Source organism: Collinsella sp. TF06-26, from assembly GCF_002232035.1.
Lineage (GTDB): Bacteria > Actinomycetota > Coriobacteriia > Coriobacteriales > Coriobacteriaceae > Collinsella.
Genome location: NZ_NKXR01000006.1, coordinates 44,472 through 58,690, shown reverse-complemented (window position 1 = coordinate 58,690; position 14,219 = coordinate 44,472). Strand labels below are relative to the sequence as shown.

General features: G+C 60.3%; 18 protein-coding genes and 2 tRNA genes. 19 read left to right on the top strand and 1 reads right to left on the bottom strand.

All coding sequences use genetic code 11. The features are described from left to right. The first annotated feature begins 2 nt into the window (after positions 1-2). The 19 genes from CHY22_RS04965 (at position 3) to proC (ending at position 13,873) form a co-directional block, all read left to right on the top strand. Entirely contained in the window at positions 3-236 is a 234-nt protein-coding gene (locus CHY22_RS04965) for a hypothetical protein (protein ID WP_089572694.1), read from the top strand. Further along, positions 200-763 carry a hypothetical protein gene (locus CHY22_RS04960; protein ID WP_143759211.1) on the top strand — a complete coding sequence of 188 codons (564 nt, stop codon included), beginning with the start codon at positions 200-202 and terminating at the stop codon, positions 761-763. The genes CHY22_RS04965 and CHY22_RS04960 overlap by 37 nt, the downstream gene beginning before the upstream one ends. A gap of 1 nt (position 764) precedes the next feature. Then, on the top strand, positions 765-983 hold the full coding sequence (locus tag CHY22_RS04955) for a hypothetical protein (protein ID WP_006235089.1): 219 nt from the start codon (positions 765-767) through the stop codon (positions 981-983). Continuing rightward, positions 919-1,455, top strand: coding sequence for a TadE family protein (locus tag CHY22_RS04950; RefSeq protein ID WP_089572690.1), 537 nt, complete (start codon positions 919-921; stop codon positions 1,453-1,455). The genes CHY22_RS04955 and CHY22_RS04950 overlap by 65 nt, the downstream gene beginning before the upstream one ends. Positions 1,456-1,519: 64 nt before the next feature. After that, a complete protein-coding gene (locus CHY22_RS04945; protein WP_089572688.1) occupies positions 1,520-3,580 on the top strand; it encodes a hypothetical protein in 2,061 nt (686 codons plus the stop codon). Then, complete coding sequence (locus tag CHY22_RS04940) at positions 3,580-4,056, top strand: hypothetical protein (protein ID WP_055285913.1); 477 nt, start codon at positions 3,580-3,582, stop codon at positions 4,054-4,056. The genes CHY22_RS04945 and CHY22_RS04940 overlap by 1 nt, the downstream gene beginning before the upstream one ends. Beyond that, positions 4,053-4,412 carry a DUF192 domain-containing protein gene (locus CHY22_RS04935; RefSeq protein WP_226790440.1) on the top strand — a complete coding sequence of 120 codons (360 nt, stop codon included), beginning with the start codon at positions 4,053-4,055 and terminating at the stop codon, positions 4,410-4,412. The genes CHY22_RS04940 and CHY22_RS04935 overlap by 4 nt, the downstream gene beginning before the upstream one ends. A 58-nt stretch (positions 4,413-4,470) precedes the next feature. After that, a complete protein-coding gene (locus CHY22_RS04930; protein WP_089572682.1) occupies positions 4,471-4,761 on the top strand; it encodes a hypothetical protein in 291 nt (96 codons plus the stop codon). After that, positions 4,736-5,020, top strand: coding sequence for a ribbon-helix-helix domain-containing protein (locus tag CHY22_RS04925; RefSeq protein ID WP_035137167.1), 285 nt, complete (start codon positions 4,736-4,738; stop codon positions 5,018-5,020). The genes CHY22_RS04930 and CHY22_RS04925 overlap by 26 nt, the downstream gene beginning before the upstream one ends. Positions 5,021-5,143: 123 nt before the next feature. Next, positions 5,144-5,216, top strand: a tRNA-Phe gene (locus CHY22_RS04920). A 483-nt stretch (positions 5,217-5,699) separates the two neighbouring features. After that, positions 5,700-6,761 (top strand): cellulase family glycosylhydrolase, encoded by a 1,062-nt coding sequence (locus tag CHY22_RS04915; RefSeq protein WP_055309641.1) that lies wholly within the window; start codon positions 5,700-5,702, stop codon positions 6,759-6,761. Positions 6,762-6,767: 6 nt separating this feature from the next. Further along, positions 6,768-7,646 (top strand): 16S rRNA (cytidine(1402)-2'-O)-methyltransferase, encoded by an 879-nt coding sequence (rsmI, locus tag CHY22_RS04910; RefSeq protein WP_089572680.1) that lies wholly within the window; start codon positions 6,768-6,770, stop codon positions 7,644-7,646. 69 nt (positions 7,647-7,715) lie between these two features. Then, positions 7,716-9,317: a methionine--tRNA ligase gene (gene metG, locus CHY22_RS04905; RefSeq protein ID WP_089572678.1), complete on the top strand. Its 1,602-nt coding sequence runs from the start codon at positions 7,716-7,718 to the stop codon at positions 9,315-9,317. A 110-nt stretch (positions 9,318-9,427) separates the two neighbouring features. After that, positions 9,428-10,288, top strand: coding sequence for a 16S rRNA (adenine(1518)-N(6)/adenine(1519)-N(6))-dimethyltransferase RsmA (gene rsmA / locus CHY22_RS04900; protein WP_089572676.1), 861 nt, complete (start codon positions 9,428-9,430; stop codon positions 10,286-10,288). Beyond that, complete coding sequence (locus CHY22_RS04895) at positions 10,278-11,195, top strand: TatD family hydrolase (RefSeq protein ID WP_089572674.1); 918 nt, start codon at positions 10,278-10,280, stop codon at positions 11,193-11,195. Before rsmA ends, CHY22_RS04895 begins: the two co-directional genes overlap by 11 nt. Positions 11,196-11,238: 43 nt before the next feature. Then, positions 11,239-11,325: transfer RNA gene (locus tag CHY22_RS04890), tRNA-Leu, on the top strand. 288 nt (positions 11,326-11,613) lie between these two features. Next, positions 11,614-12,552, top strand: coding sequence for an SPFH domain-containing protein (locus CHY22_RS04885; protein WP_055250521.1), 939 nt, complete (start codon positions 11,614-11,616; stop codon positions 12,550-12,552). Between the two features lie 6 nt (positions 12,553-12,558). Then, positions 12,559-13,029 (top strand): 23S rRNA (pseudouridine(1915)-N(3))-methyltransferase RlmH, encoded by a 471-nt coding sequence (rlmH, locus tag CHY22_RS04880; protein WP_089572673.1) that lies wholly within the window; start codon positions 12,559-12,561, stop codon positions 13,027-13,029. A 73-nt stretch (positions 13,030-13,102) separates the two neighbouring features. Continuing rightward, positions 13,103-13,873, top strand: coding sequence for a pyrroline-5-carboxylate reductase (gene proC / locus CHY22_RS04875; RefSeq protein ID WP_089572672.1), 771 nt, complete (start codon positions 13,103-13,105; stop codon positions 13,871-13,873). A 157-nt stretch (positions 13,874-14,030) separates the two neighbouring features. Here the strand turns inward: proC and CHY22_RS10070 are convergent, their stop codons facing one another. Next, the gene (locus CHY22_RS10070; RefSeq protein ID WP_168170424.1) at positions 14,031-14,204 is read right to left on the bottom strand and encodes a DUF6724 family protein; all 174 of its coding nucleotides are present in this window, start codon (positions 14,202-14,204) and stop codon (positions 14,031-14,033) included. Positions 14,205-14,219 lie beyond the last annotated feature (15 nt).

Below are 14,219 nucleotides of genomic sequence, written 5' to 3'. Positions count from 1 at the left end.
ACATGAACACGATGACTGACGCTGCTGGCAAGGTCCAGGGCTGGGCGTTTTGCCGGGCGGCACATGTTCGTCAGCGCGCCAAGGAACTATTGCAGGAGGAGAGTGCACAGGGTACCACCGAGTATGCCATCTTGGTCGGCGTGCTCGTGGTGATCGCGATTATCGCCATCGTCGCATTTAAGGGCAAGGTCCAAGATCTATGGAACGCTATCAGCGAGGGCATCAACAGCCTGTAGAGGGCGAGCGCCCCATCGGGGTGCTGCTGGTGTTTGCTTGCCTGACCGTGGCGATAGCGGCGGTGCTTTGGGGGCTTAACGCCGCGCGGCAGCAGCGTCCTGGGACCGCCTCCGATTTGGGCTCAGATTCGGCGGTGGCGTCTCAAAAAGATGAGATGCGAGATGCGGACGATTCGGATGTCGCTGTCACGGCGCAAACCTTTCTGCGGACGCTCGACAAGCGGTCTGGCACTGCGACGGATTCGCCTGAGGGCAACGCGATTGCGGTCCGGCTTGCATGGTCCGAGGACCGACCGATGACCGAAGCGGCGGCGGATATGCTGCGTGCCTATCGCGAGGTACCCACGGCGCAACTTGCTCTGAGCGGCTATCTCGACATCAAGGGAAACGTGTGGGGCGCCATCGTGCGCGACGGACGCGGCTGGGTCGATATGGTGACGGTTGCCGCGGATACTGGCGATGCTTCGTGTCGTCTGCGCGCCGTGCGCCTGGTCCCGCAAACAATAAACTCAAAGGAGGGGTCGTGAAATGCATGGCGTTCTGCGTGAGGAGGTTGCCCAAGCGACTGTGGAATACGCCATCGTCACGGTGGCGCTGTTATCGATCGTGCTGGCGATTGCGGGACTTTGGCGTGCTGGCACCGATGGGCGCTTGGCGGCGCTGGTCGAGCGGGCGGCATCCCATGGCGTTGCCTCGATGTCGGTTATCGACGCCGCTGCGGGCGCTAAGGACATCGCGTTGTATTGATATCGCGTGCGAGGACCGGGCGCAGTCTACGGTCGAGGCCGCTTTTTTGCTGCCGACGTTTCTGACGCTCATCCTTCTCGCACTGCAACCGGTGTGCCTGCTCTATACGCGCGCGGTCATGGAGTCTGCCGCCGCCGAGACCGCGCGGCTCATGACCACGACGACGGCGGAGGACGATGATCTTAAGGAGTTCACCCGCCGCCGGCTTGCCGCAGTGCCCAACGTTTCGATCTTTCATGCCGGCGGGCCGCTGTCGTGGGATATCGAGCTTGGCCGGGCCGGTGCGGGTGGCGTCTCGTCCGTGTCCGTTTCCGGCGAGGTCAAGCCGTTGCCCGTGATCGGTGCGTTTGCGCAGGCTATGGGTGGTGCCGCCGAGGGCGGCTACGTTGAGCTCAAGGTCGATGTCTCGTATCAATCGCGTCCCGAATGGCTGGAGGGAGATTATGATTCGTGGATTGCTACATGGGATTAAGCGTTTCTGGTCTAGACGCGTTTTGACGCGCCGTCCGAGCTGCCATTGCAAGCGAGGCGGCTTTATGGGTCGAGCCGGTGTCGATCTGTTTATCGAAGACGGCGCCTATACCACGCTTTCTTCTGCCGTGGTCATCCTAGTGGTGCTCACATTGTTGTTTTCGTCGACCGCGGCGATATGGAGCATGTCGCGTGCCGGGGACACCCAGGTGGCGGCCGATAGCGGCGCGCTGGCGGGTGCCAACGTAGTGTCGTCCTATCACACGGCTGCCACGGTGGTTGATGCGAGTATCTTGAGTCTGGGGCTGGCGGGGTTTGCCACGATCGGGACGGGCCTGGTCGCCATCCTCATCCCGGGTGCCGAGCCGGTTGCCGGCAATATGGTCGACACCGGGATCGAGATCATTAAAACGCGCAACAAGTTTGCCAAAAGCGCATCGGAAGGCTTACAGAAAATCGAGACGGCTCTGCCGTATCTGATCGCCGCGCGTGCCACGCAGGCGGTGTCGGCGCAGGATACCGATAGTGTGACCTATACCGGTACGGCGCTTGCCGTGCCCAGGACATCCGAGTCGGACTTTGCTGCGCTCAAAGGGTCAGAGATCTCGACCGATACCATTAAAGACACATCAGATGATTTAGAGCGTGCGGCCGAGGAGCTGCGGAAGGCCTCGGAGGAGACGGCGAAGGCAAAGGAGCGCGCTTGGCTGGCGGATTGTGGTGGGTCTGACAAGGGCTCGGTCGGCAGCTGTTCTTGTATGTGGGAGCGCGCAAAAAGCCTAACGGATCTTTCCGGTGTTCAAAATCCGCATTACTCATCGAGCGTTACGTGGGAGCCTCAAGTTGCCCTTGATCGCGCGAAGGACTACTACCATTGGCGTCTGACAAATGAGAAGCCCCAGGGCTCGAGTGTCGAGATGAAGGCAGAGTCTGCGGCGCGTAAGGCGTTTTATACCTATGCGAACGCGGAGGTCGATCGGGCATATATAACCGAGAACGGAGACAGGGTTTCCTCCTATATTCCGCTGCTGCCGCGCAACTCTGATGAGGTTCGGGCGACGGAACTCTATACCGATGCGGTGTGGCCGACGAGCGTGAACGATGACAAGGCGTATCTGCATTACGGGACGACCTGCCCTAACTATAAGAAAGGGACGCCGAGCGGATTTGCTTCGGTTGCCGATTACGATGGACAGGATAAATGCAGCAAATGCCATTTTGGCGTTTTGTCGCTTGGTGCTGTTGCGGCGCCTTCAACCTCTATCGAAAACGGCTTCGAGTATCACTTTGACAAGTTTAAAGACGCCCTGGAGGACTACGTCGACTGTCGCAACAAGGAGCTCGAGCTCGAGCGTCAGACCGAGGACGAAGCCGACCGTGCGGGCAATGCGTTCGATACCGCCATCAAAGAACTTTCCGGTGAGCGCCCGCGTATCGCTCCGCCCGGTCGCAACGGCGTGGTTGCCTTTGCGGTTTCGGGTGCCATCTCGAGCTCCGATGAACTCAACTCTTCGTTTAACACGGCAGTCAGACTTGGCGATCGCGGTGCCATCTCTGCCGCGGTGCTGGCGCCCGATGGGGCGACGGCGCAAAACAACGTGCTTTCGCGATTTTTCTCGACATTGAAGGAACGCTCGGGCGGCGTTGCCGGCGTGCTCGACGGCGTCATGGATGTCTGGGGACGGCTGCTTGTGGGATACGGAGACATCCAAGGTTCGGCCGACGAACTTATGGACGAGATGATTAAAGGCCTAGGAGGGGGCAGCGGCGCGTTGGGCTCCATTGCATCGTGGCTCGGCGATACCGTTTCGGCGTCCGTGGCGGCGCTGGGTTTGGAACCGTGCGACTTGCGCCTGCGAAAGCCGGTGCTGACCGATTCCGCCAACGTCATTAAGAGCCCGGGGTCTGACATTGCTGGCCTCTCTCAAGCGCAAGACAAACTGCGAAGTATTCCGTTGGGCGTGACCGATCCCAAGGCGCTTTGCGAGGCGTTGGAATATCAAGTCGAACGCACCATCAGCGGTACGATGTTCACGCTTGCGGAGATTCCTCTGCCCGGCGGCGGCTCCATCCCGCTCACCGTCGATGTCGCCACGCTGGTTGGCGCTCTGGGCGGTGGGTCGTAATGAGTATCCGCATGCGTCTGCGCGAGGAGCGCGCCCAAGCGACGGTGGAGATGGCAGTGGTTACGCCCGTTTTGCTGGTGCTGGCACTCATCGTGTACAACGTCATGATCTTTGCCAGCGCTGTCGCGCGCTTCGACCGCGTGGTGCCCGACATCGTGTTGGCGCACGCCGTGGCGTCGGAGGGGGAGGGCGACGAAAGCTCTGCCGATGCCTCGGCGACGGTTCAGACTCAAATTCTGAATGCCATGGAGGGCTATGACTTGCAGATCGAAGTGTCGAGCGAGCAAGGCGCGGAGGCATCGGATGGTGGCCTGCTCTCCCTATCCGGTACGTTTAGGACCTACACCTGCACCATGCACTATGAGCCGTGGCCGACTTCTCTCAGCATCGCTGGCGTTCCGCTGGGGGCGCCGACAACGTTGTCGCACGAGCGCGCGGTGACGGTCGATCCATGGCGTCCGGGGGTGGTCATGTGACCGCGGTCTCGTCCTACATCGCCTACGCGCGGGCACTCAATAGGCTGGGCTGGACGCCGGCCGAGTTTGCGGTGGCGGAGTCGTTTGCCGTGCGCCTGCGCGGCATGCTGGGACGGTGTCCGGTTGCCGCCAACGGTCTGCCGCTCGTCATGGCATTTCCACGCTGCTCTTCGGTCCATACGTGTTTTATGGCCTATCCCATCGATATCGCCTTTATCGATGCACGTGGCTATGTCCTCGTATGCTACGAAAACGTACGTCCCTGGCGTATGTGCTCCTGCCCCGGCGCCTGGGCCGTACTAGAGCGTCCTTCAATCATTGTTTCGACCCCTGCTCTCCAACGCGTGCCGGCTTAAGAATTGGCGACAGCGGACTTTCGTCATACGAAATTGGGTAAGATGGAGGAGAAGATGCATGGATGTTGAGATCCGTCCCAACGCTAAAAAGCACCTGACGGAAAAGCAGGTGCTTAGCGCTTGGCTTGCGGTTACTGAGTGCATTCGTCGCGAGCCGAAGGACGAGCCGCCGAGATGGCTTGCGATTGGATGGCTCCCAGACGGACGAAGCGTGGAGCTTGTCGCGGTCGAGCTTGTCCGTGGGGGCTTATCATTCATGCCTTGTCTCCAGTCCAGAAGAAATTTTGGCAGGAGATTGAACGGGCTCGGCAAAGGGGTCGATGATGGGCAAGACGTATACGGCCGCTAATGGTCAGGTCGTAACGGATGAAATGATTGACGCGTGGTGCGAGTCGTACGAGCGCGGAGAGTTTCCGGATGGCGAACACACCGTTGGTGGGATCGTGCATGGACGGCCCCCACTCTCAGGTGAGGGGACGGCAACGCTGTCGGTCAAGATTCCTCTGGGAATGAAGGAGGCCATTCGTCGACGGGCGGCTGCCGAGGGGATGACGCCAAGTGAGTTTGCCCGTGCGGCTCTGAGCGAAAAACTTCTTGCTGCCGGCTGATGCCTCTGACGTGCCGATTTAAAGAACCGAGGCTGTGCTCAAAAACTTTTTTGAAATTCTCGGTTGACCGGAACGCGTCCTTGGTTATACTAATCAAGCCTTGAAACAAGGCACACCTCAAATGGCTGGGTAGCTCAGTTGGTAGAGCAGAGGACTGAAAATCCTCGTGTCAGGGGTTCGATTCCCTTCCCCGCCACCTTGAATTGACTAGGACCTCTGCAAAGGGGTCCTTTTCTTTTATGTAGCCCTCGCACGGAATCGAACCCCGTGAGGGCGCGGAGCTGAGTAAACGCGTAAGCGTTTGCCAGCGCAGCTCGCAAGGCGCGTAAGCGCCGCAGCGGTCCGTCCGCGCAGCGCGCGGACGCGATTCCCTTCCCCGCCACCTTGAATTGACTAGGACCTCTGCAAAGGGGTCCTTTTCTTTTATGTAGGGTTCTGCGGAAACTGCGTCCCAGAATAAGGGCTCAGAACGGGACACACTTTCCGGTGCCTGCCTCCGGCGCGCGTACACACCTCGTCGCACCATTCCGAGTCCGTCTGCTCCCAGACATTCCTCCCACTTTCGCGTCACTTTGCAGACCGTTCGGTCGCCTGTCCGCACACGCGGGTATACTCAAAACGATACTTATCCTACGCAATACGATGCGGGTTCGACCTGCATGATCCGAAGGGGGCAGTGATGGAGAGGATACTCGGCGTTAATCTCTCTGGCTGGTTTATTCCCGAGCCTTGGGTGACCCCGTCGCTGTACGCGGCGACCGGTGCATCCAACGCGGCTGAGCTACAGGAGGCCATGGGTACCGCCGCCTATAACGAGCGCATGCGCCGCCATTACGAGACGTTTGTGAGCGAGGACGATTTTCGCCGCATGGCGCAGATCGGTCTCAATGCCGTGCGTCTGCCGGTGCCCTGGTATGCCTTTGGCTCACAGGAGTCCGATGCCTCCTACATATCGGTTGTCGATTACATCGACCGCGCAATTGAGTGGGCTGCCAAGTACGACATCCGCGTGCTGCTCGATCTGGCAACCGTGCCCGGTGGCCAGGGCGATTCCAACGATTCGCCCACCACGCCGGAGGCTGTTGCCGAGTGGCATTCGTCCACCAACGGCCGTCATGTCGCACTCGACGTGCTCGAGCGCTTGGCCGATCGCTATGGCGAGGCCGAGAGCCTGCTGGGCATTGAGCTGCTGGACACGCCGCAGATGAGCGTTCGCAAGAGCCTCTTCACCATGACGGATGGCATTCCTGCTCACTACCTGCGCAATTTCTATCGCGATGCCTACGAGCTCGTCCGTTCGTATATGCCCGAGGATAAGATCGTCGTCTTCTCGTCGTCGGGGCATCCCAGCGAGTGGAAGCATTTTATGCGCGGCGCCAAGTACAAGAACGTCTACATGGACCTTCACCTGTACCATTACCGCGACGAGTATGCGCTCGACATCACGAGCCCTCGCGGGCTGACGACGGCGATTTCGCGTAACAAGCGCGAGCTTAAAGAAGCGATTTCGACTGGGTTCCCCGTGCTGGTGGGCGAATGGTCGGGCGCGGCGATCTTTGCTAACTCGTCGGTTACGCCCGAGGGCCGCAATGCCTACGAGCGCGTGTTTATCGCCAACCAGCTGGCTTCGTTTGCGCCGGCTGCCGGTTGGTTCTTCCAAACGTGGAAGACCGAGAAGCGCATTGCAGCATGGGACGCCCGCGCGGCGCTCGGTACGCTCGAGCGCGGCATGATTGAATAGGTTGATATGACGCAAAACAGCGCCCATACGGGCAAACTCTATGTGGTCGGCACGCCCATCGGCAACCTAGGCGACCTGTCCCCGCGCGTTGGCGAGGCTTTTGCCGCCGCCGATGCCATTTGCTGCGAAGACACGCGTGTGACGTCAAAGCTGCTGATGCACCTGGGAATTTCCAAGCCGCTTGTCCGTTGCGACGAGAATGTGATCGCCAGCCGCGCTGCCGGCCTGGTCGACCGTCTGCTGGCGGGGGAGACCCTCGCCTTTGCCTCGGACGCCGGCATGCCGAGCGTGTCCGATCCCGGCCAGGCGCTGGTCGAGGCGGCGCGTGAGGCCGATGTGCCTGTCGAAGTTATTCCCGGACCCTCTGCTTGCGTCACGGCACTCGTTTCGTCCGGCATTCCCTGCGAGCATTTTTTCTTCGAGGGCTTTTTGGGCCGAAAGCACGGCGACCGTGTGCGCCGTTTGCAGCGCCTTGCCGTGGTGCCCGGCGCACTCATCTTCTACGAGTCTCCACATCGCATCGTGGCGACGCTCGAGGCCGTGGCGGAGGTCTTTCCCCAGCGTGAGCTTGCCGTCTGCCGCGAACTCACCAAGCTGCACGAGGAGGTCTTGCGCGGGCCCGCTGACCAGCTTGCCGAGGAGCTGCGTGCTCGCGGCGAGGTAAAGGGCGAGATTGCGCTGGTCATCGCGCCGCCGAGCGAGGACGAGGAGGCCGGCATCGCGCCGGTTGGCGCTGCGGTAGCGGATCCCGACGATGCCCTGCGCGAGGATATCCGCACCGCGCTCGAGGAGGGGGAGCCCGCCTCTGCGGTGGCCAAGCGCCTGTCTCAGAAGTATTCGCGCCGCAAGCGCGATGTCTATGCCATGGTGCTCGATATGCAATAGATGGAGGATATCCAGCCCTTGCGCTAGAATCATCCCCTGTATGCAACGTTTTTCTGGAGGACAAACCCCATGGATCAAAGCAAGCCTTCGTTCTTTATCACGACGCCCATCTACTACGTCAACGCCGATCCGCACCTGGGCACGGCTTATTCCACCATCATCGCCGACGTTCAGGCTCGCTATCGCCGCTCCGCCGGCTATAACGTCAAGTTCCTGACCGGCATGGACGAGCACGGCGAGAAGGTCGCCGAGGCCGCAGCCAAGCATGGCATGACGCCGCAGGAGTGGACCGACAGCCAGGCTCCGCACTTCAAGGAGCTTTGGAGCAAGCTCGAGATCTCCAACGACGACTTCATCCGCACCACCGAGCCGCGCCAGCATCATGCCGTGCAGTACCTGTGGGAGCGCATGAAGGAGTCCGGCTATCTGTATAAGGGCAGCTACGACGGTTGGTATTGCGTGCCTGACGAGACCTACTTCACCGATACGCAGGTCCAGAAGGGCGACGAGGAGTACGGCAGCGTCGGCCAGCATCTATGCCCCGACTGCCACCGTCCGCTTGAGCGCGTCCAGGAGGAGTCCTACTTCTTTAAGCTTTCCGCCTTCCAGGACAAGCTTCTCAAGCTCTATGACGAGCACCCCGACTTTGTCGAGCCTGCGTTCCGCATGAACGAGGTTCGCAGCTTTGTCGAGGGCGGCCTCAACGACCTTTCCGTGAGTCGCACGAGCTTTGACTGGGGCATCCAGGTTCCGTTTGACGAGGGCCATGTGACCTATGTATGGTTTGACGCGCTGCTCAACTATATGACGGCCGTCGGCTACGGTGTCGACACCGACGAGGCGCGTGCCGAGCTGGCCTATCGCTGGCCCGCGCAGTTCCACATCGTGGGTAAGGACATCATCCGCTTCCACTGCGTCATTTGGCCCGCCATGCTCATGGCCATCGGCGAGGCCCTGCCCGAGCACGTCTTTGCCCACGGCTTCCTGACCGTGCGCAATGCCGAGACCGGCAAGGCCGAGAAGATGTCCAAGAGCCGCGGTAACGCCATCGCTCCGCAGGACGTTATCGACATGCTGGGCGTCGAGGGCTATCGCTACTACTTTATGACCGATGTCGTTCCCGGTACCGACGGCGCCATCAGCTTCGATCGCATGGAGCAGGTCTACAACGCCGACCTGGCCAACAGCTGGGGCAACCTTATCTCGCGTTCGCTCAACATGAGCGGCAAGTACTTTGACGGTTGCGCGCCCGCCAAGCCCGCATCGTTCGATGCGTTCGACAACCCGCTGGCAAAGATCGCCGATGGCCTGGTCGACCGCTACATGGCCAAGATGGACGTGCTCGATTACGGCGGAGCCAAGGATGAGGTCATGGAGCTCATCCACGCCGCCAACCACTACATCGAGGACTCCGAGCCCTGGGCACTTGCCAAGGACGAGGCCAAGGCTGACGAGCTGGCGTTTGTGATCTACAACCTGCTCGAGGCCATCCGCATTGCCGCTCACCTGCTGATGCCGCTCATGCCTCAGACCTCTGCCGAGGCCCTGCGCCGCCTGTCCTGCGAGAACGAGGCCGCGACCGACGACCTCAAGGGCATTTGCGCTTGGGGCCTGCTTGCTGGTGGTCAGCCCGTCGAGAAGGGCGATCCGCTGTTCCCGCGTCTGGCGTAGAGACCGCACGAGCGCCATATCGGCAATTTGCTGTTTAGATGTAAGGGCATGGCCGCAACGGTCCATGCCCTTTCGTTTCAAGACGCCGCCATCATGCTAAGGAGGCAACTATGACAACTTCGCCTTTGGCAAACCCCACGGCAACAAGGGAGCTGCTGGAGGAGTTTGGCCTTGCGACCAAGCATCGCCTGGGCCAGAACTTCCTGATCGACAACCATGTAATTGAGCGCATTTGCGAGCTTTCCGAGCTCACGGGCGATGAGCGCGTGCTCGAGGTTGGCCCGGGCGTTGGTACGCTCACGCTCGCGCTGCTGCAGGAGGCGGCGTGCGTCACGTCGATCGAGGCCGATCCCGAACTCGAACCGGTGCTCGATGCCCATGCCGCCGACTATGCCAACTTCCGCTTTATCATGGGCGACGCGCTCAAGGTGACGACGGGGCAGATTGAGCAGGCTGCAGGCGGTGAGCCGACGGTATTTGTCGCGAACCTGCCCTATAACGTGGCGGCGACGATCATCCTGCAGTTCTTCCAGACGATGCCCGCGCTCAAGCGTGCCGTGGTCATGGTTCAAAAGGAGGTTGCCGATCGCATTGCCGCGGTGCCGGGTAACAAGACCTATGGCGGCTACACGGCAAAGCTCGGCCTGTATGCGCAGGTTACGGGTCGCTTTGAGGTGCCGCCACGTTGCTTTATGCCGGCACCGCACGTGGACTCGGCCGTCGTGCGTATCGACCGTGTTGACGGCGTGGCGCCCGAAGGACTCGATCGCGAGTTTGTGGCCCGCGTGATTGATGCTGCATTTGCTCAGCGCCGCAAGACCATCCGCAATTCCATGAGCGCCAACGGCTTTGCCAAGGACGTGCTCGACGCCGCCTTTGAGGCTTGCGGTATCGCACCCACCACGCGCGCCGAGACGCTCGGCGTCGCCGACTTTGTGTGTCTGGCTCGGGAGCTTTCCCATGACGCTTAATGCCGAACGCGTGACGTTTACCAAGAAAAAGAAGACGGTTGCTTGTCCCGTGCCCTTGGCACCGCTTGCTGACACGCATGCGCATCTGCTTTCGTTTTGGGGAAAAGAAGTGCCCGAGACGCTCGTGCGCGCCAAAGCCGCGGGCGTCGACCTGTTGGTGACGGTCTTCGACCCCATCGCCGACAAGCGCAGCGTGACGGACTATAGCGACTGGCTCGTGCGCGAAATTCTGCCGATGCGGGATATTCCGCAGATCAAGTATCTCGCTGGCGTTCACCCCTATGGCGCGCCGGATTATACCGATGACATTCACGCGCAGGTTGTTGCTGCGCTCGATGACCCTTTGTGCGCCGGTATCGGCGAAATCGGTCTGGACTACCACATGGATTACGACGACGACATCGCGCCGGCGCCCCACAGTGTGCAGATTGATTGCATGGCGCGTCAGCTCGAAGTTGCCGTGCGCCGCAATGTGCCGGTGGAGCTGCACCTGCGGCACGAGGACTCGGATGGGGAGCGCACCTCGCATATGGATGCGTACAACGTGCTGCGCGAGGTGGGTGTGCCTCAGGCCGGTTGCGTGCTGCACTGCTTTGGCGAGGACCGCGCCACGATGGAGCGCTTTGTGGAGCTGGGCTGCTATATCGCCTATGGTGGTGCGGCCACCTTTAAGCGCAACGACGACGTGCGCGAGGCATTTGCGGCGACCCCGCTCGACCGCATTTTGTTCGAGACGGATTGCCCGTATATGGCGCCGGAGCCCATTCGCGGTCTTGAATGCGAGCCAGCAATGATCTCCATTACGGCAAACGCGCTGGTTAACGACCGTGTCGATCGCACTGGTGAGGACGCCGAAACAATCGCGCATGCCGCTTGGGAAAATGCCTGCAAACTTTTTCAAAAATAGTTCTTGCGTTCGCGGTGGCGCTCCGTTATTCTAATTCCTGCACGCGGGCGTGGCGGAATTGGCAGACGCGTACGGTTCAGGTCCGTATGGGGGCAACCCCATGAAGGTTCAAGTCCTTTCGCCCGCACCATTGATTGAAAGAGCTCCCAGCAATGGGGGCTTTTTTGTTATGTGCCCATCGCAGGGACTTGAACCTGTGAAGGAGCGAGCGTCAAGAAAACGCGGAGCGTTTTTAGCGAGCTGGCGAGTCCGCCGGCAGGCGGGCGAAGCCGGTGCGGATCCGCGAAGCGGATACGCGGACGTCCTTTCGCCCGCACCATTGATTGAAAGAGCTCCCAGCAATGGGGGCTTTTTTGTTATGCACGATCTCCTTGGACGGGTATCCTAATGGCAACGTGTGCCTATCAGAGGAGAGACCATGCTGTTTTCCGGTATCATCGCCGCCCTTACCAGCCTTTTGATTCCCATCATCATCCTGTTGTTGCTGCTCCCCAACGCCTGCTACGTCGTTGAGCAGCAGCACGCTGTGATCATCGAGCGCTTGGGTAAGTTCAATCGTATCGTCAACGCGGGCTTCCACGTGAAGGTGCCCGTGATTGACCGCAAGGCCGCCACGGTGAGTCTGCGCACCATGAAAAATGGTTTTGGCATCGACGTTAAGACCCAGGACAACGTGACCATCGGCCTTGAGGTCTCCGCTCAGTACCACGTGAGCTACGACATGGGCGCCGGCCCGGCAGATTCGGGCATCTACAAGAGCTACTACATGCTGCAGGAGCCCGTCGACCAGATGCGTGACTTCATCACCGACGCCCTGCGCTCTTCGATTCCTGTCTACACACTCGATGAGGTCTTTGCCAAGAAGGATGACATCGCCAAGGATGTCAACGCTACCGTTTCCGAGCAGATGGCCGCCTACGGCTTCACCCTCGTGTCGACGCTCATCACCAAAATCGCACTGCCGACCGAGGTTGAGAACTCCATGAACGACATCAACGCCGCCCAGCGCAAGCGCGCTGCGGCACAGGAGCTCGCCGAGGCAGACCGCATCAAGCGCGTCACCGAGGCGACCGCCGAGGCCGAGGCAATGGAAAAGGCGGGCGAGGGCATCGCCAACCAGCGCAAGGCCATCGCACTGGGTATCAAAGATTCGCTCGAGATCATCCAGGAGACGGGTGTCGGCAACGATGAGGCCAACCAACTGTTCATGTTTACGCAGTGGTCTGAGATGATGACGGAGTTCGCTCGCACGGGTAAAACCTCGACGGTCGTGCTGCCGAGCGACTTTTCGCAGTCGGCCTCGATGTTCGAGCAGATGCTGGCCGCCGGCAAAGTTCAAAACGATTCGAAGGAGTAGGCGCGCGTGAAATACACCGTCGTTTGCGTCGGTAAGCTCAAGGAGCGCTTTTGGAAGGACGCGTGCGCTGAGTACACCAAGCGCCTAGGTGCCTATGCCAAGGTGGATATCCGCGAGGTGGCCGATATCGACCCGGCTAAGGCGGGCGGCGTGGATGTCGCGCGCGACAAGGAGGGGGCGGCGATTCTTACAGCCCTGCCGCCTCGAGCACATGTGATCTTGCTGGCCATTGAGGGCAAAGAGCGCTCGAGCGAGGAACTTTCGGCGCGGCTCGATGATCTTATGCTACGTGGTAACAGCGACATCGCCTTTGTAATTGGCGGATCGGACGGCGTGAGCGATGACGTGCGCGCACGAGCCGACGAGATGCTCAGCTTTGGACGTATTACCTTGCCGCATAACTTGGCGCGCGTGGTGCTGCTGGAGCAGATCTACCGCGCCTGCAAGATCAGTCGTGGCGAGCCGTATCACAAATAGGTCGGCAATACGAAACAATGGCGTGGGACAATACCTTTCGTTTTGAGGAATGTGTCTGAAAGGACTATGCGATATGAAGATTGGATTTGTCGGTTTTGGCAATATGGCGAGCGCTATGGCCGATGGCTGGATCGCTGCCGGTGTAGCTGCGAGCGACATGTGCGCCTGCGCGGGTCGCTACGACGCACTGGTTGAGCGCTGCGAGGCGCGCGGCATGGTCGCCTGCCACGATGCCGCCGAGGTTGTCGCCGCATCCGATATCGTGGTCGCTGCGGTCAAACCGTACATGATCGAGAAGGTATTCGCCCCGCTCAAGGATGCTCTTGCCAAAAAGGTCGTTCTGTCGGTTGCCTGGACCTGGGACAGTGCCAAGTGGGAGCAGGTCCTGCCGGGCGTCGCGCATATCTCGACGGTGCCCAACACGCCGGTTTCGGTGGGCGAGGGCGTCATCGCCTGCGAGAAGGCTTCGACGCTTAACGACGAACAGCGTGCTGTGGTGCTCGACCTGCTCGGTAAGCTTGGCGCTGTCGTCGAGCTCGACACAAGCCTGCTGTTTGTGGGCGGCACGGTGGGTGGTTGCGCTCCGGCGTTTGTCGCCATGGCAATCGAGGCCTTGGGCGATGCGGCGGTCAAGCACGGTATCCCGCGTGCGGATGCTTATCGCATTGTGAGCCAGATGGTGCTGGGTACGGCAAAGCTGCAGCTTGCAACTGGCCAGCATCCTGCGGCGATGAAGGATGCCGTATGCTCGCCCGGCGGTGCCACCATCAAGGGCGTCGTTGCGCTCGAGGACGCCGGCATGCGCAGCGCCCTGGTCAAGGCAATCGACGCAACCCTCCAGTAAAACCGACCAAAAAAGGGACAGTTTGTTTTGGCAGGTTTTTCCTGCGGTTTTGTCCTTTTAGCGAAAAGTGCCCCGCAACTGGCTCAATTCCAGTTGCGGGGCACTTGCGTTTGCCCAGATAAAACCGACCAAAATAAACCTGTCCCTTTTTGGCAGGTTAGTCCCAGAAGCTGTCTTCTTCGTCCTCGGACTTGGGGCCGCGGTCGACATACATCTTATGGGTGCGCTTCTCCATTACAAAGGCAATAATCGCAAACAGCAGGATGCCGCCGGCGAAAAGGATGGCAAAACCGGTGCGGGTGCCAAACAAAAAGGAAAAAACTGCGTCCATTGGGTGCCTTCTTGC